This is a genomic window from Gemmata sp. SH-PL17 (genome assembly GCF_001610855.1).
GTDB lineage: Bacteria > Planctomycetota > Planctomycetia > Gemmatales > Gemmataceae > Gemmata > Gemmata massiliana.
On record NZ_CP011271.1, the window covers coordinates 5,079,530 to 5,105,807 of the forward strand.

Genomic DNA, 26,278 nt, shown 5'->3' on the forward strand with positions numbered 1-26,278 from the left:
CAACGCGCGAACACAGAGATTGGACCGGGCGCGCCGGGGTGCGGATGACGAAGTTGCCGAACGGGACAGGAACCCGGCAACGGAGGCGGCGAGCCATGAAGTGGCGGGCACTCAAAACGGTCGCGTGTGTCGCTCTGGCGGCAACCGCATCGGTCGGGTTCGCGGAGTTCCCGCGGCACGTTGCGAAGCCGAAACCGCTGCCCGGCATTCCCGGGTACGATTACCGCCCGGCCGAAGTGCGCCCGGCGCCGACGGCAACCGCGGTCAGTTTGGAAAAGGTGAACGTGACTCCGGCTCCTGCCCCGGGTCAACCGGCGCGGCCGGCGACGCAAGCGTACCAGTTGGTTCAGGCGCGGATGCAAGTGGACCACTGCTTCCTGTCGCGGGTCGCGGTGGCGTTCCACGAGAACGGCGAGTTCCAGATCAGCTTCCGGGCGGACCAGAACCCGCAACCGGGGGACGACATCCGCTCGCCGCTGAAGCCGGGCGAGCGCCTGAACGTGCCGCTCCAGACAACGCAGTTGAAGCGGAACACGTTCATTGTGAAGGTTCGAGGGTACGCCGCCGCGCCGATCAATCAGGCCCGGCCGAACCTGTTCCCCGGGGCGCCGGTGGTGGTGGAGTTCCCGCCGATGGAGTTCGTGGTTCAGCGGGGCGAGCCGGCGAGCAAGACATTCACTGGCAACGCGGCGGCAGTGGCGAAGTATTTCCCGCTGGTCGACCGGATCGAGGTCGAGTTCACGTACAAGTAAGTGCCGGACCGTGCCGGAACGGTCTAATGGTTGACCAACAGCCATCAGACAGCCCGCGGGTTCGACGAGCCGAAGGAGCGGCCATGCGGACGCACGGGCGCGGATACGGGTGGAACGGGTGGAGAGGTGCGGCGATCCTGTTCGTCGCGACCGTATCGGGGTGCGCGACTCAAACCGACGCCACCAGTGTGAAAACACGGCGCCCGGGCGAAGCCCTGCGCGCGGCCTCGGCGCCGGTCCCGCCGACCCAGGAAATCGAGATCCTCGACCCCAACGTGGACCCGACCGGTAAGCCCACGGTCCGAACAGCCGCGTTCGTGCCACCCGGGTCAAACCCGGCATGTGCCGTGCTCCCCGCGTCCGCGCCTCAACAACAGATCGACGTCCCGCCGACGGTGCTCGTTCACAAGTTCTACTACACCGGGAACCGCACGTTCCAGGGACCGATGCTCACCGGCGGTCCCGTGATCGTTTCCGCCAACCACCCCAAAACGCTGGAGCGCACATACGTTCCGGTGATGCTGCCCCCGGGGGCACCCCGCGTGACTTACACGAACGACACGATCCGCTACGATTTCGGCCCGCAATCGGTGACGCTCGTGTTCGGCCACTGTGGGAACCCGCGCGTGCGGTACTCGCAGTCCACCAACGCGAGCGAGACCGCGCACAAGAAGATCGCGGCCACCAAAGCCGAGACTCGGAGCTTCGTCCAGCGCACCGGCATCCCGGAAGGAATGCAGCGATTCAAAGAGGGCACGAAGTCCACGTGCGGGGCGATCGCGGACCGGATCAACGACGTGGGCCACACGACCGCGGACGTGTTCCGCAACGCGACCGATTTCATCCCCGGCGCGCAGCTCCTCAAATCGACCCCGGAAGACAAGGCCGTTCGGGAACAGGAACGGCTCCAGCGCGCGACCGAGAGCCGTCCGACCCTCGACGAGACGTTCGTACCGCGTGCGCCGTAAGTTCGTTCTCCGTGGCGCGAGCGGGCACCCACCTCCGCTCGCGTTCAAACGAGTGTCGCCTTTTGCTTGCCCTCACCTCCTAAATCGGCGACAATCACAACACCTCGGAAGCTCTCCCGCTTCGGGCTGCCACCGGAGCCGTCATGCCGTTGACTCGTGCTCTGTTCCCGACATTCGCGTTCCTCGCGCTCACTTCACCGGGTGTTGTTGCCGCACCACCCGCGGAGAAGGTCGATTTCGCGCGCGACATCCGCCCGATCCTCTCGAACAGTTGCTTCAAGTGCCACGGCCCGGCCGTGCAGAAGGGCAAGCTCCGCCTTGACGAGCGCGACGCGGCCGTCAAGAAGGGCACGATCACTCCCGGCAAGCACGCAGACAGCGAACTACTCGTGCGAGTGCTGCTCGCGGACGACGAGAACGGTCGCATGCCGCCGGTGGGCGTTGGTGAGCGCCTTTCGCCGGAGCAGATCGCGAAGCTCAAAGCGTGGATCGACCAGGGCGCAGAGTACACGCCCCACTGGTCGTTCGTAGCCCCCAAGCGCCCGGCTCTGCCGAGCACGAAGCACCCGATCGATGCCTTCATTCGTGCTCGATTGGAGAAAGAGGGGCTAACGCCGTCGCCGCAAGCGGATAAAGCGACGCTGATTCGGCGCGTGACGCTCGACCTCATCGGTCTGCTACCCACCCCTAAAGAGGTGGACGACTTCCTCAAGGACGAATCACCGCAGGCTTACGAGAAGGTCGTCGACCGGTTGCTCGCATCTCCGCACTACGGCGAGCGCCAGGCGCGGCACTGGCTCGACCTCGCCCGCTACGCGGACAGCAACGGCTACACGATCGACGGCCCGCGGCAAATCTGGGCCTACCGCGACTGGGTGATCGACGCCCTGAACGCGGACATGCCCTTTAATCAGTTCACGATCGAACAACTCGCGGGGGATCTGCTCCCCAACGCGACGACTCAGCAGAAAGTCGCGACCGGGTTCCACCGCAACACGGCGTTCAACGAAGAGGGCGGCACCGACCCAGAGCAGTTCCGCGTCGAGCGCACGGTGGACCGCGCGAACACGACCGCGGCGGTGTGGCTCGGGCTTACGGCCGGGTGCGCACAATGTCACGACCACAAGTACGATCCCGTTTCGCAAAAAGACTATTACCGGCTGTACGCATTCTTCGACTCCTGCGACGAACCGACGCTCCCGCTCGGTGGCCCGCCCGATCTGGAAAAGCGGATCGCGGCCGTGCAGACGAAGTTGGCCGCCGCACGACTCGCGGGCGCGGACGAAGACGCGAAGAAGCTGATCGCGGAACTCAAAAAAGTGCAAAGCCAGGCCCCCACAACACTCGTGATGCGCGAACGGGCTAAGCCGCGCCAAACGTTCGTGCAGGTCCGTGGGGACTTTCTCCGCAAAGGCGACGAGGTCCAGCCTTCGTACCCCAGCGCGATCAGCGCGGCCGCTCCGAGCAAGCGCCTCACGCGACTCGACCTCGCGAAGTGGCTCGTGAGTGCGGAGAACCCGCTCACGGCCCGCGTAACAGTCAACCGAGAGTGGCAAAAATTCTTCGGGCGCGGACTGGTCGAAACAGAGAACGACTTCGGGCTCCAGGGCAATTTCCCGACGCACCCGGAACTCCTCGACTGGCTCGCGGTGGAGTTCCGCGAAAGCGGGTGGGGGCTGAAGAAGTTCCACAAGCTCGTCGTCACGTCGGAGGCTTACAAGCAGTCGTCCGCGATGCGGAAGGACGTCACCGAACGCGACCCGCGTAACCTGCTCCTCGCTCGCCAGTCACGGTTGCGGTTGGAAGCCGAGACCATCCGCGACGTGTCGCTGTCCGCGAGTGGAACACTCAACCCGAAGCTCGGCGGGCCGGGCGTCTACCCGCCGCAGCCGAAGGAAGTGTTCGCGTTCACTCAGAGCAACCACCCGTGGGTCGAGAGCACCGGGCCGGACCGCTACCGCCGCGGAATGTACACGTACATCTGGCGGCAGTCACAGCACCCGTTGCTCACCACGTTCGACGCGGCAGACGCTCAGGTCACTTGCACAAAGCGGAACCGCAGCAACACGCCGCTGCAAGCACTGCACCTCGCGAACGACCCGGTGTTCGTGGAGTTCGCCACCGCGCTCGGCACGCGCATCGAATCGGAAGGCCCGACCGACGACGCGGGGCGCATCGCGTTCGCGTTCCGCGTGTGCTTCTCGCGCGAACCAACGACCGCAGAAGCCGCTCGCGTGCAAACGTACCTCGACGCAAAGCGCAAGGCCGACCCCAAGACCGCGTGGACGGCTCTCGCCCGCGTGCTGATGAATTTGGACGAGTTCATCACGCGGGAGTGAACACGGGACCGACGACATATGCACTCACACGAAATTGACAGCGCACTAACCCTCGCACGCACGCGACGGCACTTCTTCCGCGATTGCGGCGTGGGTGTCGGCACGATGGCGCTCGGCTCGTTACTCGCCCGCGACGCACGTGCGGGTGCGCGAACCGATCCCCTCGCGCCCCGGAAGCCGCATTTCCCGGCCAAAGCGAAGGCCGTCATTTACCTGTTCATGGCCGGTGCCCCGAGCCAGCTCGAGCTGTTCGAGCCGAAGCCCGAACTGAACAAGCTCCACGGCCAGAAAGTGCCCGAGACGTTCACGAAGGGCAAGCGGTTCGCGTTCATCAAGGGCGACGCGAAGCTGCTCGGCTCCGTGCGCAAGTTCGAGAAGGCCGGCAAGTGCGGCATGGACATCAGCGAACTGCTGCCGCACCACCGCGAGATCGCCGACGACCTGTGTTGGCTCCGCGGGATGAAAACGGACGTGTTCAACCACGGTCCGGCGAAGTGCTTCATCAACACCGGCTCGCCCCAATTCGGGCGCCCGAGCATGGGCGCGTGGCTCACCTACGGACTGGGAAGCGAGAGCGACAGTCTCCCGGGGTTCGTGGTGCTCCAGTCCGGTCCGCGCGGCCCGCGCGGGGGCGCGTCGCTTTACGGTTCCGGGTTCCTGCCCAGCGTGTACCAGGGCGTGCCGTTCCTGAAAGGCCCCAGCCCGATTCTCGACCTCGCGCCTCCACCCAAGGTGAGCACCAGGGACCAGGGCGAATTCGTCGACGCGGTGAACGACCTGAACCGGCTCCGGCACGATCAAACCGGCGATCCCGAGATCCAAACTCGCATCGCGGCCTACGAAATGGCCTACCGGATGCAGACCAGCGCGCCGGAACTGATGGACCTCTCGAAAGAGGACAAGAAAACGCTCGACATGTACGGTGCGGTGAAGGGGAAACCGAGTTTCGCGGCGAACTGCCTGCTCGCGCGCCGACTCGTTCAGCGCGGGGTGCGGTTCATCCAACTGTACCACACCGACTGGGACCACCACGGCGGCCCGCTCGACCTCACTAAACCCCTCGAAAACATCTGCAAAGAGGTCGATCAGCCGTGCGCGGCACTCGTCAAGGATCTCAAGCGGCTCGGGCTACTCGGCAGCACGATCGTAGTGTGGGGCGGGGAGTTCGGGCGCACCCCGATGGGCGAGAGCCGCGAAACGATCGGGCGCGACCACCACATTGATGCGTACACGATGTGGGTCGCGGGCGGCGGGTTCAAGCCCGGCACCCTGTACGGCAAGTCCGACGAGATCGGCTATAACGTGGTCGAGAACGAGGTCCACGTCCACGACCTACAGGCGACAATTCTCAATCAAATGGGCCTGGACCACACGAAGCTGACGTTCCGGTTCCAGGGGCGCGACTTCCGCCTCACCGACGTTCACGGCAAAGTCGTGAAGGACGTTCTAAGCTGAGCTGTTTGGTGCCCCCCGCCCACGAAGGACGGGTTGCCAACCTACAGTGACCACAGCAAGCGAGCCGAAACAACAATGCCGAAACGAGATCTGGAGTCACTCAATTCGCTGCGCTAACAACTCCAAAAATGCTCCCAGATCCGGCTCGCACCCGTCGCCGAGATTGGTGTTCGCGATCGGCGAAACGATCCGCAATGTGGTCCGCGCGTCGGGCGATTGGCCGAGTACGAAACACTGCACTTCACTTGAGAACCGGTCCTCAACGATCGCGGAAAAGTACGGGGCGAGAACGTATCCAGTAATCAACGAACTATCGGAAAGGTTCTCAAGCACATTGACCGCTGGGAACCGCGGGTATTCGACAACGATGTAATTCAGTTTCACACCGATCCGCCCGGTGTGCCCACGGAGCGACCGAACGTCCAAGTTGTTCGGTTCAGTGCGATGCCTCTTGGCCGCTTCCAGAAAGTAGAACAACGCGCCCAGATCCGGTGACACGTCGAATTCCGACTTCAGCTCTTCGATGTCGGTATGCGCCCGCCGGGGAAGGATCGAGTACGCCGTTTCGTAGGTGATTCGTGCCCGCGCGTTCTGTTCGGCGGTTCGCATACACGCCCCTTCCCCTACTTATTTCCGCTACTCGCAATCATACCCTCGGTCGGGCTGCTCGCGTTAGCGTAGAGGCGCTTCGGGATGCGCCCGGCCAGGTACGCGAGGCGCCCGGCCTCGGTCGCGTAGCGCATCGCCCACGCCATTCGCAGCGGGTCGCGTGCGCTAGCGATCGCGGTGTTCAGCAGTACCCCGTCGCAGCCCAGTTCCATCGCGGCGCTCACGTCGCTCGCGGTGCCCACGCCCGCGTCCACGATTACGGGATAGTCCGGGTCGTTCTCCTTCAGGTATTCCAGGCAGATGCGGATGTTGTTCGGGTTCAGAATCCCCTGCCCGCTCCCGATCGGACTGCCGGCCGGCATCACGCTCGCCGCCCCCGCTTCCTTCAGGCGCTTCGCGAGCACCGGGTCGTCGCTCGTGTAGACCAGCACCGTGAACCCGTCCTTCACCAGTTGCTCGGTCGCCTTTAGCGTGTCGACCGGGTCCGGCAGCAGCGTCCGCTTGTCCGCGAGGCACTCCAGTTTCACCCAGTCCGCGCCGGGGTTCTCCAGATTGGTGAGCAGCTCGCGCGCGAGTCGGGCGTGGCGGACCGCATCGTCCGCGCTGAAGCACCCGGCCGTGTTCGGCAGGATCGTGAGCTTCTTCAGGTCGAGGAAGTCCAGGATGCTCTTGCCGTCCTTGTCGATCAGGCGCTCGCGGCGCACCGCGACGGTGGTCACGTTGCACCCGCTCGCCTCCATGCACTGCTGCATGAGCGGGTACGACGTGTACTTCCCGGTGCCGGTAAACAGGCGCGACGCGAAGACGAACTTCCCGACCTTCAGCGGTTTGTCGAGCGGCGGTTCGTCCGCACCCTCTCCGCCCCCGACGAGCGTGACGATCTCCACCGCGTCGCCTTCGCGGAGCGCGCGGGCGGGCTGCTCCCCGCGTGTCACCACCACGCGGTTCACTTCGACCGCGAGCTTCTTCGCGTCCTTGCCGAGGTGGGCGAGCAGGTCCGCGACGGTGAGGGGATCGGGAAAGGTTTTCGGTTCGTCGTTGACGGTGATCTTCGGCATGATTGCGGCTCCGTTCTCGGTACCGGCTAACATACCGGAAAACCCGACCATTTCCCGGTGCCCACGAGGGTGATTCCAATCAAGGAACCCGGGGTTTCAACACCGGGTGCGTTTGGTACAACTAGAAGGGCCACAACACAACTGGCAGCCCCGGTGACCATTCGATGAGTAGCGCCGCCGACGCGACGGCCACCTTCTACCAGCACCTGCAAGCCAGCAGACTGCTGACCGAAGACCAGCTCCGGGAGCTGTGGGGCTGGATCGCGTACACGAAGCCGGACGTTCAGGGCGTCGCCAAGGAACTCCACCGACGATCCTGGCTCACCCCCTACCAGATCCGCGAAATTGCGAAAGGTCGCGCCGCGACTCTCAAGATCGCCAGTCGCTACGTCCTGCTCGACATTCTGGGCGAGGGCGGAATGGGGCGCGTGTACCGGGTGCAGGACGCGCGCATGGGCCGCACGGTGGCCCTCAAGGTGATCCGCAAGGAGAAACTCGGCCAGGGGCTCGTGCAGGGGCGGTTCTACCAGGAAATCCAGGCACTCTCGGCGATGGACCACCCGAACGTGGTCAAGGTGTACGACGCCGAAGAGGTGAGCGGGAACCACTTCTACGTGATGGAACTGATCGACGGCACCGACCTCACGAAGATCGTGCGCGACCGCGGCGCGCTGAGCGTCCCGGAAGCGTGCGACATCATCCGACAGGCCGCACTCGGGCTCGAACACGCCTTCGAGCGCGGGCTAGTCCACCGCGACATCAAGCCCTCGAACATCATCGTTCCCCGGACCGGCGGAACTGTGAAACTGGTGGATTTGGGGTTAGCCCGGCTCATGGAGCAACCCGGCGGAGAAGACGCGAACCGCATCACGCAAGAAGGCTTCGTGATCGGCACGCCGGACTTCCTCGCACCAGAGCAAGCGCGTAACCCGATGGCCGTCGACATCCGCGCGGACATTTACGCCCTGGGCGGGACACTGTACTACGCCTTGACCGGCAAAGCTCCGTTTGATGGTCTGACGCCGACCGAAAAACTCCTCAAGCACTGCACCGAGCCGCCACCGCGCCTGTTACTCAGCCGCCCGGACGCACCCCCGCAACTCGAACAGATTATCCTCTGGTGCATGGCGAAACCGCCCGAGGAGCGGCCCCAAACGCCGCTCCAACTGGCGCTCGCTCTGCAACCGTTCTGCCCCGCACCCGCCCCCGGGGGATCACTGCCCGGCTCCGGGTACTACACGGTTCCGACAGTCGCGCCCGTGCCGGCCCACCCGGGCGCGTATGTTACTCCTCAACCCCACACGGTTTCGTACCCGCCCCAACCGGCGTACCACCCACCGCCCGGGTACCCGGCCCCGGTATACGCTCCCCAAACGATCCCGCTCCCTCCACCGGAGCCGGCACCGAGCAACCAGATATTCAAACTGCCGCCCCGGAGCAACGCGGACGACCCGATTCGCCGGCGCGCGGAAGGCGGGTTCCCGGTCGGCCAGGTGCTCGTCGTACTCGGCGCGCTGTTCGTCGTCGCGGTGCTCGGGTTCGCGGGCTACCAACTCTTCTTGAAGCCCGAACCGCCCCCGCTCGAACCGTTCACGAACACGGTCGAAATGAAGATGGTCCGCATTGAAGGCGGGACGTTCCAAATGGGATCGCCGGACACCGAACCCGGTCGGGCCGCGGACGGGCGCGAGGGGCCGGTGCGCGAGGTCACGATCCGCGGGCCGTTCTTCATGTCCGCTACGGAAGTCACCAACACTCAACTCGCGCAGGTGATGGGCCGGCACGAATCAAAAGCCGCGAAGATCGCGCACCGCACGGAATCGCTCCCGGCCGACTCCGTGACCTGGGGCGTGGCGAACGACTTCTGCCAGAAGTTGACCGATCTGGAAAAAGCGAAGCCCTGGGCGCGCAAGAATTGGGCGTATCGACTGCCCACCGAGGCCGAATGGGAGTATGCCGCGCGCGCCGGGACCGATTCGCCGTTCGCGTTCGGGGAGAAAGTGACGTTCTCTACTCAGGCCGTGTTCCGCGCGACCGAGGAAGACACGCTGGGCACCGGCGGAGATGCACTCAAGCCGCTCCGGTTCCCGCAGGAAGTGGGCAAAACCGAGCCGAACAAGTTCGGCCTCTACGACATGCACGGCAACGTCGCGGAGTGGTGCAGCGACTGGTACCGCCCGGACGCTTACAAGGACGCCGCGCGCGACAACCCCACCGGCCCGACCGACGGCGACAAGCGCGTGGTCCGCGGCGGCTCGTTCCGTGACCCGGCCGCGGCCACGCGCTCCGCGGCACGCGACGGCCAGCGCCAGACCGCGCGCCTCGACTTCGTCGGGTTCCGCGTCGTGTACGCGCCCGTACAGAAATGAGCCGATGGGAATCGAGATCGGGGATTTCTGAGTTCCGATTGAGGCTCAAATCAATCACCGATCTGTTAATCGTCGGCCGCAAATCTAAAATCTTCAATCACTAATCTCAAATCGGCACGAGGAGATCGGCGATGAAAGTGAACTGGCAAGGGGTGTTCCCCGCCGTCTGCACGCAGTTCCACGCGGACCAGTCGCTCAATATCCCGGGCACGCTGGCGCACGTCGACGCGATGCTCGCGGCCGGAGTTCATGGCCTGGTGATGATGGGTAGCGTGGGCGAGAACACCACGCTCGATCCCGCCGAGAAGAAAGAACTGCTGAAGGCGACGGTCGCGCACATCGGCAAGCGCGTGCCGGTGCTCACGGGGGTCGCCGAGTACACCACCGCGGGCGCGTGCCGGTGGGCGGCGGACGCCGCGCGCCTCGGCGCGGACGGGCTGATGGTCCTGCCGCCGATGGTGTACAAGAGCGACGAGCGCGAGACGATCGCACACTTCCGCGCCGTGGCGAAGGCCAGCGACCTGCCGATCATGGTTTACAACAACCCGCCGGCGTACAAGGTGGACATCACGCCCGAGATGTTCGTCGAAATGGCCGACGAGCCGAAATTCGCGTGCATCAAGGAATCGAGCGACAACCCGCGACGCATCACCGACATCATCAACCTCACCAAAGACCGCTACGTGATCTTCGCCGGGGTCGACGACCTCGTGGTGGAGTGCATGATCCTCGGTGCGGTCGGCTGGGTGAGTGGGCTGGTGAACGCCTTCCCCGCGGAAAACCGGCTCCTGTGGGACTACGCACAAGCGGGCAAGTGGAAGGAAGCGATCGACGTGTATCGCTGGTACACTCCGCTCTTGCACCTGGACACGCACGTCAAACTGGTACAGTACATCAAACTGGCGGCGGCCGAGTGCGGGTACGGCACCGAACTGTGCCGCGCGCCGCGGTTGCCGATCGTCGGGGCCGAACGCGAGCACGTGCTGAAGCTCATCCGCGCCGCGATCGCCACGCGCCCGACCAACCCCGCCCGCAAAGACGGGGCCTGAGACCGACCACATGAAGGCCGCACACCCCGGCCCTCGCCACGTATCTGGCGAACCCCGCCCGCGAGGGCGGTGGGTGTTGTCGTTGGTCGGCCGTATGCGCGAAAGTAATCGTACCACTGTACCCCTTCCGAGCGATGGACGTCACCCGCCGCCCTTGCGGGCGGGGTTCACCGAGATCACCTCATGCGCCGAATTCAGGTCATTGATTCGCACACCGGCGGGGAACCGACGCGCGTCGTGGTTGGGGGCGCCCCCGATCTCGGTTCGGGACCGCTCGCCGCGCGCGCGAAGGTGTTCCAGGAGCGCTTCGACACGTTCCGCTCGTGCGTGGTGAACGAACCGCGCGGCTCGGACGTGCTGGTCGGCGCGCTGCTGTGCGAGCCGCACGACCCGGCGAACACGGCAGGCGTCATCTTCTTCAACAACGTCGGCATCCTCGGGATGTGCGGGCACGGCACGATCGGACTCGCGGTGACGCTCGCCCACATGGGCCGGATGAAGCCGGGTGAGCACCGGATCGAGACGCCCGTCGGCGTAGTCACGGTCGTGCTCCGCGACCCGCACCGCGCCACCGTGCGGAACGTGCCGAGCTACCGGCGCCACGCCAACGTGCCCGTCGACGTCGAGGGTTTGGGGCGCGTAACGGGCGACGTCGCGTGGGGCGGGAACTGGTTCTTTCTGGTGAAAGAGCACCGCGAGGAACTGACGGTCCGCAACGTCGATCGGCTCACGGACGTATCGTGGCGCGTCCGTCAGGCCGTGAACACGACGGTCAGCGAACCCGTCGATCACGTAGAGTTGTTTGGCCCCGCGCTCGATCCCGCCAACCACTCGCGGAACTTCGTGCTGTGCCCGGGGAAAGCCTACGACCGTTCGCCGTGCGGGACCGGCACGAGCGCGAAGCTCGCATGTCTGTTCACCGACGGTAAACTGCGCCCGGGCGACGTGTGGCGCCAGGAGAGCATCACCGGGAGCGTATTCGAGGGAACCGTGGAACCGACCGGCGAACCCGGAGTGGTCGTCCCGAGCATTACGGGTACCGCGTACCTCACGGCCGAAACGACACTGCTCGTCGACGAGAGCGACCCGCTGAAAGAAGGGATCCGCGTGTAATTTTGTGACGCACCGCGACGCAACGACAATCTTGACCCAAGGCCCGGCCAACAGACGCACCACACAAGGCCCACGCAAACAGTGGGCCGAATAGTATCGGGCTCACACCGACCGTTCAAGTGCAGACACTACCTCACGAACCGGCTCACCCGTGTCGCGCCGTCTTGTAACTCGAAGCGGTAGCCGTCGGGGAAGGCGTCGGCGAACTCTTCCTGGTGCGATACCAGCAGGATGCAGTGCAGGTGCCCGCGGAGGTTCTGCAATTCCTGGATCATCACCTGTCGGCCGCTGCGGTCGAGGCAGCCGAAGCCTTCGTCGATGATGACGCTTTCGATCGGTCGGTGCTGCTTGCTCGCGTACTGGCCGATGCCGAGAGCTAGCGCCACCGCGACCCGGAACCGCTGACTCCCGCTCAGGAACGCGACGTTGATCGCACCGCCGCCCGTCACGCGGTTGGCACATTCGAGGTCGAGTGCCTTGTCCGTGCCGGTTTCCGCCTCCACCAAGCGCATGAAGAGCTGCCCGCCGCTCAGACGGTCCAGTACCGCGTTCGCGTAGTCGACGATCTGGCGCTCCGCTTGCCGGACGAGGTGGCGCTGGAGCCGGTCGCGCCCGAGCAGTTCCGCCAACGTTTTGTGCCGGTTGTGTTCTGCGTCCACCGCTTTGAAGCGCTCGCTGAGTTCGTAGCGTTGCTGGCGGTAACCGTCGAGGATGCGCTTGCGCCCCTGAGCGTCGAGTAGTTCCTTGTTCCGCGAATCCAGTTCCTTGCGCGCGGCCGCAGCTTCGTTGCGCACGTCTTCGGGCGACCGGCGTTCTTCTTCCGGGAACGAGTCCGACTCGGCTTCGAGTTGCTTGATTTCGGCCCGGAGCGGATCGAGCCCACCGCGTGCGGCCTGGAGTTGCGTGTACTTCGCCTCGGTGTTCTTGCCGACGAGCGCGTCGAGTTCGTCCTGCCACTTCGCGCGATCGGTCAGACCCGCATTTTCGAGCGGCTTTTGCCACGCCGCGGGGAGCGTCTTCTTCGCGCGCTCGATGGCCTCCGCGCTCTGCTTGCGGCTCGATTCTTCGAGGTTCAATTTGCCCGCGATCTCAGTCAGTTCGCGGTCCGATTCGCTTACAGAACGTTGGTAGCGCTCGATTTCTGCCTCGGTTGCGGCGATCTCTTTTTTGTTCGCGGTGAGCGAACTGGTCACGCTCTTTTCTTCGCTCTGCTTGCCCGCGAATTCCTGCCGCAGCGCGCCCGGATCGCCGCCGGGCAGCCCGCGCTGGGCACGTGTGAGGCGCTCCCGGGCGGAGTCGAGCTTCGCGCGGAGCGTCTCGATTTTCTTCGCTTCGTCCTGAGCGGCTTTTAGCTTGCGCTTGGTCACGTCGATCCCGCGCGCCTCGTCGTTGAGCGCGGCGAGGTCTTGGCGGTTGGGGTACGTGACCGCGAACCAGTCCGATGGTTCAGTCGGACCGAGCTTACTTTTGAACTCGTCCGGGAGCGCGAAGTACGTTTGCCGGCAGGCGTCCGTGAGGCGCTTGATGTCGCTCGCGGTCTGCTTCAACGCGGCATCCGCGTCCTTCCACTTGTCGCGCAGGTCGCTCAAACGCTTGCGCTCGGTAACTTCTTTCGCACCGAGTTCGTCTTCCAGTTTGCGGGCTTTTTCCGCTTCCGTGGTCAGTGTTTTCAGCTTGTCTTCGGACTTCTTCGCGTTCGCCTCGCGCGTCTTCTTTTCGTCCGCGAAGTGTTCCGGGGTGAGCTTTTGACCGCACGCCCGGCACTTCGTCTGGCCGGTCATCGTTTTGAACTCGTCGGCGAGTTCGCGCGCTTGCCGGGCGAGTGCCCGCGTTTCGGCCATCAACTGGTCCTTCGCGGCGCGGTCCTCGCGCGCGGCTTTCGCATCGATTTCGAGGCGCGTGAATTCTTCCTTGGCTTTCACGCCGTCGGACTTGAGCTTGGCTTCGTCCGTGCGGGCCTGTTTTTCTGTGGTGACGGCCTTCGTGAGTTCGGACCGGTCTTGGTGAAGTCGTTCGAGCAGCGCGACGTGTTGTGCCAGGAGCGCGAGGCGCTCGTGCTCGGTCTGGTACTTGCGAACCGCGGAATCGGGGTCGGCCGGGAAGGGCTGTAGCTCCGTTTCAAGGCGCGAGACTTCACTCTCTGCGTCTTCGACCTGCTTCACCTTCTCCAGAACGGCCGTGAGTTCGCGGAGTCGTGCTTCGAGTTGCGCTTTCTTTGTTTCGTCCTCGGACTGTGTTTTCTTGAGCGCCGCAAGTTTCTTGCGGCCTTGAGCGAGCACGTTTTCGGACTTGCGCCGCGTGTCTGCGACCTCTTCGCGCTCTTTGGTAAGGCGCTCGGTGTTGCGCTCGGACGCGCCGATGCGCCCGCGCTCGGTGACGATGGTGTTCACCGCGGGGAGCACGTCACGGAGTTCCCGGAGGCGCGTGTAGTCCTTCTCGATGGCGATCGCGGTGCCGAGCAGCCTCTCGGCGTCGGCGAGTTTCAGTTTTACTCCCGCGAGTTTGGCCTGGGTATCGGTCCAGCGCCGGGCACGCAGTTCCAGCGCGTTCAAGTTGTCGATGCGGACTTGTGCCGTGGTTCGCGCTTCTTCCAGCGTTGTGATGCTCCTTTCGACTTCGGCATATTCTTCTTCGCTCACCTCTTTCACGCCGAGGAGCTGGTTGGTGATCCCTTCGAGTTCGCTCTTGAGCGCGCGACGCTTGTCGTCGGCTTTGCCGTGGAGCTTCTGGTAGCGCTCCAAATCGACAATGCGCGCGAGGACGCCGGCGCGCCCAGCGGGGGTGCTGTCGAGCAGTTTCTCCGACTTACCCTGAAGTAGCAGCACCGACGACGTGAACGTTTCGTAATCGAGGCCGATCTTGTCCCGCACCCAGGTATCGAACTTCGCCTTGTACTCGGTGCCGGACACAGCTTCCCACGACTCGCCCGTGATCTCACTGTTCGTGAACTTCAACACCTGTTGTGTACTGGCCACGCCGCTTTGTCGCTTGCGCACGGTGCGCTTGATGCGGTAGAGCTGCTTCTCGCTCGTGAAGTCGAACTCCACGCTTAGGGTGGTCGCTTCCTTGTTCACCAACTCCGCGGCGCTCTGGCTCCCGCCGCGGTGGTGGCCGAACAGCGCGAACGTGACCGCGTCGAACACGCTCGACTTGCCGCTCCCGTTGGTGCCCGAGAGCATCCACAGCGGCGCCCCGTCGAACCGGATTTCTTGTTCGTCCTTGTACGACAGGAAGCCGGACAGTTTGATTCGTTGCGGGATCATCACACACTCCGGGCGAACCCCGCCCGCAAGGGCGGCGGGTGGCGCATCAGGTAGGCGAGGGGTACTCACAATGAGGACGCGCCCGTTACCCACCGCCCTTGCGGGCGGAGTTCGCCTAGCTCTCCATTTCCTTCAGCAATCCGTCGGCGATTTTCAGGATCGCGTCGCGTTCGGCCTCGTCGTGTTGGATCAGCTCTTGCGTCAGGTACTCGTGGACCGTTTCACCGAACCCCTTTCCGCCGCCCGTTGCGGGGCTTACCAGTGTCGGACCCAGCGCGCCGGTCTCCTTCCAGTCGCGTGCGTACCAGCGCGGGAAGATCTTGTCCAAGTCCCGGAGCACGTCTTCGAGCTGGTCCTTACCCGCGGTGTAGCGGATCTGGAGGTTCACGAGATCGTTGTTCGCGCTCGGGTACTCCGCTCTCAGGCGCGGAATGTCTTCCGCCGGGTCGAGCACCACGACCTCGTAAATCGGCGTCGCCTGGAGCGGGAGCACGACCGGCTCTCCGTTCCGCCCGTCCGGGCCGATGTCGACCAAAATGACGCCTTTTTGGTCGGCCTGTTCGCCCAGGTCCAGACGCTCGATACTACCGCAATACCGCATGTGCTCCGCGCCGAGCCACTGCGGTTTGTGAATGTGGCCCAGTGCCACGTAATCGAACTGGTTCGGTAGTTCCGCGCCCTCAACAACAACGTCCTCTTCCACGGTGATGCGGAACAGGCTCGGTCCGATGGTGGAGCCGTGAACGTGGACATGCGCGCCGAGCACCGAGGGGGCTTTGAGGTCGTACTTCGGGTGCGCGCGGATCTCTCGCAGCGCGTCGGCCCACGCGGAAACGAGTAGCGCGTTCTTTTCTTCCGGACTGCCGTATTTCAGACCGGTTTCGCCCCGGAGGAATCGGTGCGGGGTGGGGTACGGCATCAGTACGAACTGGACCGGGAACCCGCGCATTCGGTCTTCGAGCCGGATGAACGTGGGGTCGGCCGCGAGGTACAACCGGCCCGGCGGCACCGTTTCGCCCGGCTTCCCGACCGTGGGCGACGCGAGCGACATCGCGCTCACGAGCGTTTGGCAGAAGTTCTCGTTGTCGTGGTTGCCGGTGAGTGTGAGGATCGTGCCGCCGGATTCGAGGAACGGGCTGAAGACGGACTGCCAGTGGCGGATGGTTTCGCGCAACCCGTCCGGGCGGGCCAACTCGCTGAAGAGGTCGCCCGCGACGAGCAGCACGTCGACGTTTTCTTGCTTGCAGTAATCGGCAACGCGCTCGACCGCTTTACGCAGGTCGTCGGTTCGGTCGATCCGGCCGAGCCGGTCGCCGAGGTGCCAGTCCGCGGTGTGGAGGATTCGCATATCTCGGTATTCTGCCGGGATATGGGGAATCGCGAAAGGTCAGATGGGCCGGACCGCCGAAACGGTGCCGGCCCAAGTTCGTGCGGGGCTTAGCTTTCCGCGACGACGGGGTTCTTCAGGGTGCCGATGCCCTCGATCTCGACCTCGGCCACGTCGCCGGCCTTCAGCAGGATCGGCGGCTTGCGCGCGATGCCCACGCCCGGGGGCGTGCCGGTGAAGATCAGGTCGCCCGGTTCCAGCGTAATCACCTGCGACAGGAACCACAGTAGGTGCGGCACGCCGAAGATGAACTCCTTGGTGTTGGAGTTCTGGAGCGTCTCGCCGTTCAATCGCAGTTGAACTTGCAGGTTGTGCGGGTTGGTCAGCTCGTCGGCCGTCACGAGGACCGGGCCGGTCGGGGCGAACGTGTCGAACGTCTTCCCGATGATCCACTGCTTCTCTTCGCCGCGGAACTGCCAGTCGCGTGCGCTCACGTCGTGGCCCACGGTGTACCCGCCCACGTACTCGAACGCCGCGTCGGTGTTCGGGATGTTCTTCCCGGTCTTCCCGATGACGATGACCAGTTCGGCCTCGTAGTCCACTTTCTGAGCCACTTTCGGCAGAACGATCGGCTCGCCGTGGGCGATGAGGGTGTTCGGGAACTTGCCGAACAGGACCGGCTCGGTCGGGATCGCCTTCCCGCCTTCAATGGCGTGGTCGCGGTAGTTCAGCCCGATGCACAGGATCTTGCCGGGTTGCGGGACCGGCGGGAGGAGCTTTACCGCGTTGGCCGCGTACTTGACGGCGTTCTTGCTGGACGCGACTTCGCTGGCGGCCTTGCGGACCGCGGGGGACGCGGCCAGAAGGGTCTTAACACAGGTGGGCAGGCCGGGATCGGTCGCGTGCAGGTCAATGTACCCGTCGGCGACGGCGAGAGCGGCCCGGGGGCCGTGGGGCGTGAGGATCGTAGCAAGCTTCATTAGCGGCACTCTGGGTGAGGGATAGAGGATATTCAATGGTTCCGGGCGCAGTCGGGAAGGGCGGTTCACGGAACCGGTGGGGCTGTGTGCTTCTAATGAGTGGGACAAACGCGGTGGGGCTGTTCGTGCGGTTGTTGCGAAGTGTGGGAGCCTGTGTACATGTGGGCGAACGGCCGGTGTGAGCCGGTCGGCGGTGCCCCCGCTGTGCGCTGTTCATCGGTCAGCGAATGACCACCAGCCGGCTCACACCGGCCGTTCGCCTAACGGTGCGTGCTCGCCTTCACTTGTTCGGCTTATTGAGCTTCTTACGCAGGTAATCGAGGGCTTTGAGCCGGTACGGGTCGAGTGCGGGGTCGTCGAAATCGAGCCCCTCGGTGCTGTCGAACGGGCGCAGCGCGTGTTGCTCGGCCCAGCGCCGGAGTTCGGCCGATTTGTCTTTGGTGATCGGCACTTCCAACCCCTCGTCCGGCTTCAGGCCCCAATCGTCGGTCGGCCCGCTGTCGGGTTTCCGCTGGCGCGACTTCCCGTTCGGGCGGAACGATTCGCCCGTCGTCACTTTGTAATTCAGCCCGCCGAACCCGATCTCGATGATGTGCTGGATGGACGCGCGGCCGACCGTGCGCTGGCCCATCAGCACGCACCGGTTATTGTCCCGAAGGGCCGCGGCGATCAGCTCGCCCCCACCGGTCGTTTCGTTACCGACCAGGACCACGAGCGGGTACTTGTTCGGGCGCTCCGGGCCGTCGGTGTTGCGGTAATCAGTATCAACGTCCCCGAAACCCTGTGAGCTGCGGTACTTCATCTGGGCGATCGGCGCGTTGTTCGGCAGGAACAGGCCCGCGATGCGCACGCTCGGTTCGACGTACCCGCCGGGACACCATCGCAAATCGAGGACCAGCGCGCGGCCCCCTTTACGGTCGAGGTCCGCGAGCATCTCGGCCACTTTCGCGTCCAGCCCGGACTCCACCGGGTCGAGCCGGATGTACCCGATCTTGTTCTCGCGGTCGAGTAAACAGTCCCACTTGTCTTCGTTGCGAATCACACCGAAGGCGCTCGCGGGCGTGTACGCTTCGCCCGTCATTTTGACTGTAAACGACTTCCCCCCCGCGCGCCGGAACGTGAGCACCCGCTCCGGTACGATCTCCGCTCCGGTTTGCGGGTCGATCATGCGGGGCGGGAGCGCGAACGGGCCGAAGAGTTTGTTCGCGTTGTCGGCCGTGATCTCGGTCCGGTTCAGGTGCGTAATCACGTCGCCGACTTTGACGCCGGCCTTCTGCGCCGGGCTGTCGGGGATGACGCGCTTGACGCGCCACAGAGAACCGGCCGGGGTCGGGATCGCGTCCGTGCGCAGGGGCGGTTCGAGCCAGCCGACCGGTGCGTAGTACCCGCTCGCGGTCTTGTACTCCACCTGGTAGATGAGCCACGGGGTTCCGGTTACCCCCTCCAACTCGATCCCGATGCCGAAATCCATGTCGGCGGACGCGAACGCATTCACACGCGGACTGGCGAGCTGGCACGCCGGTTCGGTGGCGTACCGGAACCCGTTGACCGCCGCAACCAGCGCGCGCGGGCCGCGTAGCGCGGGCTGGTTCGCCAGGAGCAACCGCACGTCCACGAGCACGTTCAGGAGGTTGTGTCCATTCGCGTCGCGAACCGCCTGGGCGACCCGATCCGGTACGGTCGTGCCGCACTCTTCGTAAAGCCCCCGGACCGCTCCTTCGATCAGTTCCTTGACCTCGACCGGGCGGACGTACCGGGACGCGACCTGATCGGCCGCGTTGTATACGAGGCGCGCGAACTCCTGTGCCCGGGTGCGTTCGACTTGGTTCGCGGGGACCGCGGGCTGTGCGGGGACCGGAGCAATTGGGGCGAGGAGCATCAGCCCGAGTGTGGCGGTCCCGACCATGACCCCTCCGTGAATTGTGTTGGCTGGGCAGCGAATCGGGAGTTGTGGGGCGGAATTTGGGCAAACCGCGGACAGTATTCAGTTTCCCTTCTTTTCCGTTCCACCACAAGGCGCCGTTCGTAACTAGAGACGAGTCGACCTCACGGAACGAACTTATGAGTGAAGCAGACCGAACATTGCCCGCACCGTCCCAAACCACGGATCCCCAGCGCGCGTCCGTAGTGTGGCTCGTCCGGCACGCGGAGACGGCCGCGCCGACGATGTTCCACGGTGCGGAATCTGACATCGAACTCGGCGAGCACGGCCACCGACAAGCGAGGGCCGCGATCGAGTGGTTCGCGGCGCTGAAGCCGACGGTGATTGTGTCATCCGAGATGCTGCGAGCGAAGCAAACTGCCGCTCCTATCGCATCCGCGCTTGGGGTGCCGCACCTGTTCGAGCCGCGGTTACACGAGCGCCGAGTGGGGCCGCTGACGCGCAAACCGCGTGCGGAGGCCGATCACATCTGGGACGAAACGACGCGCCACTGGGTGAGCGGGAACACGGCCTACTCGTTTCCCGGCATGGAGTCGTTCGACGAACTGCGGGACCGCACGCTGCCGGCGTTCAACCGCGTGGTTTCAGCACATCCGGGCGGGCGCGTCGTGATCGTGTGCCACGGCGTCGTGTGCAAGGTGCTGCTGCTCTCGCTCCTGCGCGGGTACGGCCCGACAAACTGGAACACCATTGGTCGTGTCGTCAACCTCGCGGTCAGTGAACTCGTTCCCGACGATGATCTCTGGGCGCCGCGCCAGATCCTCGTCGTCCCGCCGCAAGTGACTGCCGTCAACGCGGCCTTCGAGGAAGTCGGGGTGAAGAAGACCGAGGCATGACACGTCACGTAAGGAAAAAGGAGAAAGGAGAAAGGAAAAGCTGAGAGGAAAAGACTTGAGTAAAGCGCCCGTGGACCTCGCCGAGCACTGGTTGTTGTGCCCGGTGTCGGAACGGGTGAGAAGTTGGAGCGTTCGTGGCGAATTGGGCGTTCACGGCTTCAGTTTTTCCTTTCTCCTTTTTCCTTTTACCTGCTTCTCAGTTCTGATTGTGCGGTTCGTATGAAGTGTTCTCATTGGTGCAGTCGATACCACTGGCGAGCGGACCAGACACGCACGCCCGGGACCGAGTTCGGGGCGGGGATCGCCGGGGGCAGGGGCGATCGGCGTGACGGGGACCGCGGTGCCGACAGGGAACGCGGTTCGTGCGCGGTTCGCGGCGTCCGGGGAACGGCGGCGAGCGACACGGCCGAGGGGAGTGGAATCGATGACGAGCGAAGACGTGCTGGCTCCGGTCAGTGAAACCGAGGCGCTCCGGCAACAGTTACTTCAAGCCCAGAGGCTCAGCAGTGTCGGCGAACTCGCGTCCAGCATCGCGCACGAATTCAACAACATCCTCACCACCATCATCAACTCCGCGAAACTCGGGAGCCGGAACCAGAACCCGGCCGACAAACAGGTCGCGTTCGAGCGCATCGTGAAGGCCGGCCAGCGCGCCGCGGCGATCGCGGGCGGGATGCTCGGGTTCGCCCGCAAGGGTGCCACGCACCGCCAGCACTGCGACATCGCCCAACTGGTCGAAGAGGTGCTGATCCTCACCGACAAGGATCTGTCGAAGAATCGCGTGCACGTGGAGACGAAGTTTCACGCGCGCCCGATGGCATGGGTAGTACCGGGGCACATCGAGCAGATCCTGGTAAACCTGATCCTGAACGCGCGCCAGGCGATGCCCAACGGCGGGCGGCTGAAGATCGAAGTGCGCGACAACACGGAGACCGATACGGCCGAAATCAAGGTGTCCGATACGGGTCTCGGCATCGCACCGGACCAGCTCCGGATGATCTTCGAGCCGTTCTACACCACCAAACAGCCCGACGAGTACGGTCGCGGTGGGACCGGCTTGGGGTTGAGCGTGTGTCGCCAGATCATCGAGCAGCACCACGGGCGCATTCGCGTCGAGAGCGTGGTCGGCAAGGGCTCGGCCTTCACCGTGAAGCTGCCGAAGCGCCTCATCGACGACCCGGAATAAGGTTTTTAGGCGTGTAAGAAACGAACACGGGCACTAAGCCCGTGTTCCTGCTTTTGGGGATGTCTCGCATCTGACCGAACCTGGGACCGCGGGCAGGATGCCCGCGGTCCCAGGGGGAAAATCTCAATCCTCGCCGATCTTCACGACGTGAACGATCGCGTTGTCTTTCGAGACGTTTTCCGGCCAGTGGTAGACGACGCGGGCGCCCGGTCGCGTGGCTTGCTCTTGAGCGAGTGGCAGCACCGGGAGCCGCGAGTGCGGCGTTCCGGCTTTGTTTTCCAGCACGATGTACGTAGCGCGTGATTGGGGCGGGTTGTAGCCGTCCGGCCGGTAGAGCGTGCGCCCCGCGTACCACGCGGCCCAGCAGAACGGGTCGATGAGCGCCTCGTCGGACTTCATGTTGGCCGCGAGCCAGTGGCCCGCGTGCTTGTGTCCCACGCGGTTCGGGTGCATCGGTTTGAGCGCGAACGGGAGTGACGCGACGACCAGCGCGACTAACAGCCCCGCCGCCGTTACGCGGACCCCGAACCGTTCCACGCGCGGGAAGATTTGCCCGATCCCGGTCGCGAGGAGCGGCAGCCCCGCCGCTGCGAACGGGCACGCGAGCAGCGTGAGGAGCACCGTGTGCCGCTCGGACACGTACCCGACGCGGGTCGCGAGGTACAGCAGGATCAAGAAGTTACACGCGGCAATGATGACCAGTACCCACGGCCCGGCTTCGGCCGCGAACCGCCGGCGCAGGGCCAGAATCGCTAAGAGAGCGAGCGGCCAAACGGCGTAGTTCGCGCTCTTGCTCACTTCCTTGAACACCGCCTGAACGCCCCAAACCGTTTTCGACTTCCCGCTATCCTTCTCGTCGTTCCACCACTCCGCGAACAGCGGTCCGGTGGCGGCCGTCGTCGGAGCGGCCACGGCGCCGTAGTGGATCTGACGCGCCGGCGCGAACGGGTTCAGCAACTCGTTCCCGGCCGGTTTGTGCGTGAGCTTCCCGATGAGAACCATGTACGGCACGGCGACGAGACACATACCGATCACGAGCGCCGAGAGGCAGCCGAAGGCCCGGTCACGCGGCCACCGCCGCGCCAGCCCCAGCCAGAGCGCCACGGCCCCGGGGCCGGCGGCGATCATCAACCCTTCGGGGCGCACGAGGTAGCTCATCCCGGTCGCGAGACCGCACAGCAGGAACGCGCTAATGCGGGGAACCATCACCGCGCGAACCGCGAGTGCTACGGCAATGGTCGTTGAGAGCAGGTACACGCCTTCCGTGAGGCCGTCGCTGGTGATTCGCGCGGGGACCGGTAGCACCTGAAAGAGCAAGGCGGCGGCGAACCCGGTGTTCCGGCCGAACAGCATGCGCCCGATCAGGTACGTCGGGATCACGAGCAGGACGGCCGCGAGCGCGTTGGCGAGTTGTGCGGCGAGCAGCGCGCGGTCCGCAACGGGCGCGTCCGAAACGCAGCTCAACCCCTTATAAACGGCCAGGATCGCGAGCGGGTACCCGGGCGGGTGCTCCGACGTGCGGATCAGGTCAACCATGTTTTTCGGGCGCCCGTCCTCGTGCGGCACAGCCGAAGGTGTCTCGAAACACAGCGCCTGGCGCGCGAACCCGAGGCTGTCGCGGGCGGTCAGCGCGGTGTGCGCGAGGAGCCAGGCGTGGACCGCGACCGCGACCAACACGAGCGCCGCCAGACGGAGGTAGTCCGGGCCGAACAGGGACCGCTCCCGGGCGACTGCTTCCAGACGTCCACCGACTGAGGAACTCATCTGCTGCGCTCCGTAGGCCGCGCAATTCGCGCCGGCGGACGATAGGCAAACTGCGCCGGCCCGTCAAGCCGGAGCGCGGGGCGGTAGCAGAGCGGACTTGCGAGATAGGAGGGCCGTGGATAATCAGGTGAGACGATTCGTGGGCAGACACTTGAGGTACACACATGCGCCTCTCGCTCAGTTTGATCGTTCTGTTCGGAATGATCGGTTCTGCGCCAGCGGCCGATCAACCAGTTCCTCCGGGACTGGTGAAACGGGACACACTGAAGCAACTTGAGGGAATCTGGGTTCTGAAGTCCGCCAGTGCGTCCACTCCAGAGGGCGTACTTATGGCGAAACTCGATACCCCAAACGCCCCGAAACTGGGGCTCCAAATCAAAGATGGTTACCAGATCATGATGAGTGACGGGAAGCCGTCTCCAACCCAGCCCCCCAAGCTCGAATTGGGGTCGGAGGCCGAATGCCTGTATATGCTTGGTAAGCCGGAGCAGAAGCCGTTCAAAGTTCGCTTTAAGCTCGAAGGCGACACGCTCGTAATTGTTCAGGATATGTCATTTCAGGAAGAGTGCCCTGAATCGTTCGACCCGGAGAAAGGGCGAAATCGAGGTCGTCGAGTGCTCACATTCACTCGTGAGCCACAGAAGCCGTAGTTGCACCCGCGGGGTGTAGCCGGATACAGAAGCGCGAAGTTGCTTGTACCCTGTTCGGCGCTTGGTTACGCTAACATTATTCCCGTGGTTGATTTAGCTCGTCGCTCTGCGACAGGACGATGTTGCGTCGTCCGAGCACACTCCGCCGCACTCATCGCGGGGAACGCTGTTCCAGCACCACTATCCGAGTAATTAACCGGAGGCCTTGAGCGGTCTGGAACGACCCCGCGGATCGTGGTTCCGCTCAAGGCCTCCGGTTAATTACTCGGGCGTTGCTGTGAGCGTTCCGCACCTCAGGTTGGGAAGTAAACAACACGGGAATACCGCGGGCCGGGGAGCAATTCCCGGCCCGCGTCGTTGCGCAGGAAAAGTCGCTGCGTGCGAGGGGTTAACTGTTGCGGGCCTGTCGTTCGTTCAGATAAGCCGCGAGCGCTTCGCTCCACGGGCGCGGGGTGGAAACGCCGTGGGTTGTGAGTTTCGCGGTCGAAAGGACGCTGTACGGTGGGCGCTGCGCGGGGGCGCTGAATTCCGCGCTCGTGATCGGCGTAAGGTCGGCGTGTAGCCCGCTTTGGCGGAAGATCTCCGCCGCGAGTTGGTACCAAGTACACGCACCACTGTTGGTTACGTGGAAGAGGCCCGTCGCATTGCGTTCGAGGAGTTGAACGGTGGCATCGGCTACGTCTGCGGTGTAACTCGGTGTGCAGTGCTGGTCGTTTACTACGCGCAGAGGTTTTCCCTGTTTCGCGATTCGCAGCATTGTCTCGACGAAGTTCCCACCTTTCCCGCCGCTGCCCCAGACGCCGTACAGCCCGCACGTGCGAATCACGAGATTGCCCGGCGCCGCAGCGCGCACGACGAACTCACCCGTGAGCTTGCTCAGCCCATAAACGCTCACCGGCCCAGGGGCATCGTCCTCACTCAATGGCGTGGTTCGATCGGCATCGAGACCGAACACGTAGTCGGTGCTGAAGTGAACTAGTTTCGCGTTGGCAGTGCCGCACGCCGCGGCCAGTTCCCGGACGCCCCACGCATTGACCGCGAACGCCACCTCTGGCTCGGATTCGGCTTTGTCCACCAAGTTGTACGCCGCGCAGTTCACGAACACGTCGGGTCGCAGATCGGCAACTGCGGGCGCGATTGTACCGGGCCGGGCGAGGTCGATCTCGGCACGCGACAACGGGACGACTTCCCCCAACGCGGCGAGGCGCGGGCACAGGTCGCGCCCGAGTTGCCCGGCCGCGCCCAGAACGGCGATCTTCATTGAGGGAACTCCCGCGGGTCCAGGGTTTTCGCCCCAGACGTTCTTGATCTGTTGGTAGAAACGAAACCGCCCGGCGCGGGGGCCGGGCGGGTGTGGTCGCGTTCGCGCGAACGTTACTTCGGCGGCGCCGGGGGCGTTACGGGAGCGACCGGCTTTTCGAGGTAGCTCTTGTCCTGCGTCTTGATGACCGTCTTCTGCTCTTGGGTCAGTTCCACCCGCGTGTCGGTCCCGCCGATCACGACGACGAGGTCACCCTTCAGGCCGATGTTGATCTCGGCGGACTCGATGCGCTTGGCTTTCGGGTCGTAGATCACCGTGCCCTTGCTCTTGGCCGGGTCGCTGGTCAGCTTGCTGCCCTCCTTGATGCGGAACAGCAGGCCTTCCGGGTTCTCCTTCGGCGCGGTGTAGACGATCACGGTCTCGACTTCGAGCTTGTCCTTGTCCTTGTCGACGCCCGCGTACTTCAGCTTGTAGGTGAGCTCGTAGCTGCCGATCGGCCCGAGGTTCAGGTTGGTCTTCTTCTCCCACGAGTCGCCGACCTTCTTCGCCCCGTCCGGGAACAGCTTGGCGGTCGGGTCCACCATTTCCTTGAGGGCGTCGTCGGTCATCACCTTCTTGAGCAGGGCGTCCATCTGCTGGTTGCCGGCGCCGAGCTTCTTGACGAAGTCGTCCTTGCCTTCGACCTTTTCGACCTTGTAGTTCTTGCCCAGGGTGGCGGTGAACTCGCTGTCCTTCAGGCTCTTGAAGAACTCGACCAGGCCGGGGTTACCCGCGGCGCCCGAGGTTTCGTTCTTCGAGGAGTAGTTGATCGGGTTACCGGAGATATCGATGTTCATCTCCAGCCCCTCGATCTTCTGCTTCACCGTCCACTTGGTGAACTCTTCCTTCCCCTCCGGAACCTTTTCTTCCTTGATCGGGGTCCACTGGTACCAGAAGACGCTCTTCTGCTTCTGGGTGAGGTCCTGGCCCTGCACCTTGATGATCTGGGTGACTTCGGTCGTCACTTCCTGGTAGTACGGGGTGTATTTGCCGTCCTTGTCCTTGGCGCCGAAGTTCAGCTCGAACTTGCGGTCCTGCGCGCCGACGAGGGCGGCAATGGTAACGCCCAGGAGCGCGGCAACGACGAAGCGGGTGCGGAGCACGGATGATCTCCTACGGGCCGGAATCCCCGGCACGGCCGGGACAACGGATTGACGTTCCGGTTGTTCTACCCGCACCGCCGGGGGAAGCAAGTGTGTTGGAGAAAACGGTGTTGCCGCTCGTCGAACGTGCTTGAGCGGTCCGCGAACTCGCCTTCCGCCGCGCCGCGGATTGTGTCACACTTCCGATCCGAAATGCTCATTCGCAAGTCGCGCGG

The 26,278-nt window shown here is 64.4% G+C and carries 19 protein-coding genes; 10 read left to right on the top strand and 9 right to left on the bottom strand.

The window, feature by feature from the left end:
* The first annotated feature begins 95 nt into the window (after window positions 1-95).
* The 4 genes from VT84_RS20945 to VT84_RS20960 all read left to right on the top strand — a co-directional run bounded on the left by VT84_RS20945 (window position 96) and on the right by VT84_RS20960 (window position 5,514).
* The gene (locus VT84_RS20945) at window positions 96-752 is read left to right on the top strand and encodes a hypothetical protein (protein ID WP_052560842.1); all 657 of its coding nucleotides are present in this window, start codon (window positions 96-98) and stop codon (window positions 750-752) included.
* Window positions 753-835: 83 nt separating this feature from the next.
* Entirely contained in the window at window positions 836-1,720 is an 885-nt protein-coding gene (locus VT84_RS20950; RefSeq protein ID WP_082840876.1) for a hypothetical protein, read from the top strand.
* A gap of 143 nt (window positions 1,721-1,863) precedes the next feature.
* Entirely contained in the window at window positions 1,864-4,059 is a 2,196-nt protein-coding gene (locus VT84_RS20955) for a PSD1 and planctomycete cytochrome C domain-containing protein (RefSeq protein WP_082840877.1), read from the top strand.
* A gap of 18 nt (window positions 4,060-4,077) precedes the next feature.
* Window positions 4,078-5,514 carry a DUF1501 domain-containing protein gene (locus VT84_RS20960; protein WP_082840878.1) on the top strand — a complete coding sequence of 479 codons (1,437 nt, stop codon included), beginning with the start codon at window positions 4,078-4,080 and terminating at the stop codon, window positions 5,512-5,514.
* A gap of 96 nt (window positions 5,515-5,610) precedes the next feature.
* On the opposite strand, the gene VT84_RS20965 is transcribed toward VT84_RS20960, so the two are convergent.
* A complete protein-coding gene (locus VT84_RS20965; RefSeq protein ID WP_082840879.1) occupies window positions 5,611-6,123 on the bottom strand; it encodes a hypothetical protein in 513 nt (170 codons plus the stop codon).
* Between the two features lie 14 nt (window positions 6,124-6,137).
* The gene (thiS, locus tag VT84_RS20970; RefSeq protein WP_082840880.1) at window positions 6,138-7,181 is read right to left on the bottom strand and encodes a sulfur carrier protein ThiS; all 1,044 of its coding nucleotides are present in this window, start codon (window positions 7,179-7,181) and stop codon (window positions 6,138-6,140) included.
* A 164-nt stretch (window positions 7,182-7,345) separates the two neighbouring features.
* On the opposite strand from thiS, the gene VT84_RS20975 reads away from it, so the two are divergent.
* The 3 genes from VT84_RS20975 to VT84_RS20985 all read left to right on the top strand — a co-directional run bounded on the left by VT84_RS20975 (window position 7,346) and on the right by VT84_RS20985 (window position 11,712).
* Window positions 7,346-9,550 carry a bifunctional serine/threonine-protein kinase/formylglycine-generating enzyme family protein gene (locus VT84_RS20975; protein ID WP_082840881.1) on the top strand — a complete coding sequence of 735 codons (2,205 nt, stop codon included), beginning with the start codon at window positions 7,346-7,348 and terminating at the stop codon, window positions 9,548-9,550.
* Window positions 9,551-9,681: 131 nt separating this feature from the next.
* Window positions 9,682-10,599, top strand: a complete 918-nt coding sequence (locus VT84_RS20980) for a dihydrodipicolinate synthase family protein (protein WP_052560847.1) — start codon at window positions 9,682-9,684, stop codon at window positions 10,597-10,599.
* A gap of 183 nt (window positions 10,600-10,782) precedes the next feature.
* A complete protein-coding gene (locus tag VT84_RS20985; RefSeq protein WP_082840882.1) occupies window positions 10,783-11,712 on the top strand; it encodes a proline racemase family protein in 930 nt (309 codons plus the stop codon).
* 128 nt (window positions 11,713-11,840) lie between these two features.
* Here VT84_RS20985 and VT84_RS20990 read toward each other — a convergent pair whose 3' ends face one another.
* The 4 genes from VT84_RS20990 to VT84_RS21005 form a co-directional block, all read right to left on the bottom strand.
* Window positions 11,841-14,975, bottom strand: a complete 3,135-nt coding sequence (locus VT84_RS20990; protein WP_082840883.1) for an AAA family ATPase — start codon at window positions 14,973-14,975, stop codon at window positions 11,841-11,843.
* 115 nt (window positions 14,976-15,090) lie between these two features.
* The gene (locus VT84_RS20995; protein WP_052560850.1) at window positions 15,091-16,323 is read right to left on the bottom strand and encodes an exonuclease SbcCD subunit D; all 1,233 of its coding nucleotides are present in this window, start codon (window positions 16,321-16,323) and stop codon (window positions 15,091-15,093) included.
* Window positions 16,324-16,412: 89 nt separating this feature from the next.
* Window positions 16,413-17,282: a fumarylacetoacetate hydrolase family protein gene (locus VT84_RS21000; RefSeq protein WP_052560851.1), complete on the bottom strand. Its 870-nt coding sequence runs from the start codon at window positions 17,280-17,282 to the stop codon at window positions 16,413-16,415.
* A gap of 280 nt (window positions 17,283-17,562) precedes the next feature.
* The gene (locus VT84_RS21005; RefSeq protein ID WP_082840884.1) at window positions 17,563-19,188 is read right to left on the bottom strand and encodes a S41 family peptidase; all 1,626 of its coding nucleotides are present in this window, start codon (window positions 19,186-19,188) and stop codon (window positions 17,563-17,565) included.
* Between the two features lie 155 nt (window positions 19,189-19,343).
* On the opposite strand from VT84_RS21005, the gene VT84_RS21010 reads away from it, so the two are divergent.
* Both VT84_RS21010 and VT84_RS21015 read left to right on the top strand, forming a co-directional pair.
* Window positions 19,344-20,060, top strand: a complete 717-nt coding sequence (locus VT84_RS21010) for a histidine phosphatase family protein (RefSeq protein ID WP_052560853.1) — start codon at window positions 19,344-19,346, stop codon at window positions 20,058-20,060.
* Window positions 20,061-20,484: 424 nt separating this feature from the next.
* Complete coding sequence (locus tag VT84_RS21015; RefSeq protein ID WP_082840885.1) at window positions 20,485-21,246, top strand: sensor histidine kinase; 762 nt, start codon at window positions 20,485-20,487, stop codon at window positions 21,244-21,246.
* Window positions 21,247-21,369: 123 nt separating this feature from the next.
* Here the strand turns inward: VT84_RS21015 and VT84_RS21020 are convergent, their stop codons facing one another.
* On the bottom strand, window positions 21,370-23,010 hold the full coding sequence (locus tag VT84_RS21020) for an ArnT family glycosyltransferase (RefSeq protein WP_082840886.1): 1,641 nt from the start codon (window positions 23,008-23,010) through the stop codon (window positions 21,370-21,372).
* 164 nt (window positions 23,011-23,174) lie between these two features.
* Between VT84_RS21020 and VT84_RS21025 the strand changes: the two genes are divergently transcribed.
* The gene (locus VT84_RS21025; RefSeq protein WP_052560855.1) at window positions 23,175-23,660 is read left to right on the top strand and encodes a hypothetical protein; all 486 of its coding nucleotides are present in this window, start codon (window positions 23,175-23,177) and stop codon (window positions 23,658-23,660) included.
* A gap of 388 nt (window positions 23,661-24,048) precedes the next feature.
* Here VT84_RS21025 and rfbD read toward each other — a convergent pair whose 3' ends face one another.
* Both rfbD and VT84_RS21035 read right to left on the bottom strand, forming a co-directional pair.
* A complete protein-coding gene (gene rfbD / locus VT84_RS21030; RefSeq protein WP_052560856.1) occupies window positions 24,049-24,921 on the bottom strand; it encodes a dTDP-4-dehydrorhamnose reductase in 873 nt (290 codons plus the stop codon).
* Between the two features lie 113 nt (window positions 24,922-25,034).
* Window positions 25,035-26,063 carry a DUF6263 family protein gene (locus tag VT84_RS21035; RefSeq protein ID WP_052560857.1) on the bottom strand — a complete coding sequence of 343 codons (1,029 nt, stop codon included), beginning with the start codon at window positions 26,061-26,063 and terminating at the stop codon, window positions 25,035-25,037.
* Between the last annotated feature and the right edge of the window lie 215 nt (window positions 26,064-26,278).

Coding starts and splice junctions, on each gene's coding strand:
- VT84_RS20945 (WP_052560842.1), top strand. CDS start 96: ATGAAGTGGCGGGCACTCAAAACGGTCGCGTGTGTCGCTCTGGCGGCA.
- VT84_RS20950 (WP_082840876.1), top strand. CDS start 836: ATGCGGACGCACGGGCGCGGATACGGGTGGAACGGGTGGAGAGGTGCG.
- VT84_RS20955 (WP_082840877.1), top strand. CDS start 1,864: ATGCCGTTGACTCGTGCTCTGTTCCCGACATTCGCGTTCCTCGCGCTC.
- VT84_RS20960 (WP_082840878.1), top strand. CDS start 4,078: ATGCACTCACACGAAATTGACAGCGCACTAACCCTCGCACGCACGCGA.
- VT84_RS20965 (WP_082840879.1), bottom strand. CDS start 6,123: ATGCGAACCGCCGAACAGAACGCGCGGGCACGAATCACCTACGAAACG.
- thiS (WP_082840880.1), bottom strand. CDS start 7,181: ATGCCGAAGATCACCGTCAACGACGAACCGAAAACCTTTCCCGATCCC.
- VT84_RS20975 (WP_082840881.1), top strand. CDS start 7,346: ATGAGTAGCGCCGCCGACGCGACGGCCACCTTCTACCAGCACCTGCAA.
- VT84_RS20980 (WP_052560847.1), top strand. CDS start 9,682: ATGAAAGTGAACTGGCAAGGGGTGTTCCCCGCCGTCTGCACGCAGTTC.
- VT84_RS20985 (WP_082840882.1), top strand. CDS start 10,783: ATGCGCCGAATTCAGGTCATTGATTCGCACACCGGCGGGGAACCGACG.
- VT84_RS20990 (WP_082840883.1), bottom strand. CDS start 14,975: ATGATCCCGCAACGAATCAAACTGTCCGGCTTCCTGTCGTACAAGGAC.
- VT84_RS20995 (WP_052560850.1), bottom strand. CDS start 16,323: ATGCGAATCCTCCACACCGCGGACTGGCACCTCGGCGACCGGCTCGGC.
- VT84_RS21000 (WP_052560851.1), bottom strand. CDS start 17,282: ATGAAGCTTGCTACGATCCTCACGCCCCACGGCCCCCGGGCCGCTCTC.
- VT84_RS21005 (WP_082840884.1), bottom strand. CDS start 19,188: ATGGTCGGGACCGCCACACTCGGGCTGATGCTCCTCGCCCCAATTGCT.
- VT84_RS21010 (WP_052560853.1), top strand. CDS start 19,344: ATGAGTGAAGCAGACCGAACATTGCCCGCACCGTCCCAAACCACGGAT.
- VT84_RS21015 (WP_082840885.1), top strand. CDS start 20,485: ATGACGAGCGAAGACGTGCTGGCTCCGGTCAGTGAAACCGAGGCGCTC.
- VT84_RS21020 (WP_082840886.1), bottom strand. CDS start 23,010: ATGAGTTCCTCAGTCGGTGGACGTCTGGAAGCAGTCGCCCGGGAGCGG.
- VT84_RS21025 (WP_052560855.1), top strand. CDS start 23,175: ATGCGCCTCTCGCTCAGTTTGATCGTTCTGTTCGGAATGATCGGTTCT.
- rfbD (WP_052560856.1), bottom strand. CDS start 24,921: ATGAAGATCGCCGTTCTGGGCGCGGCCGGGCAACTCGGGCGCGACCTG.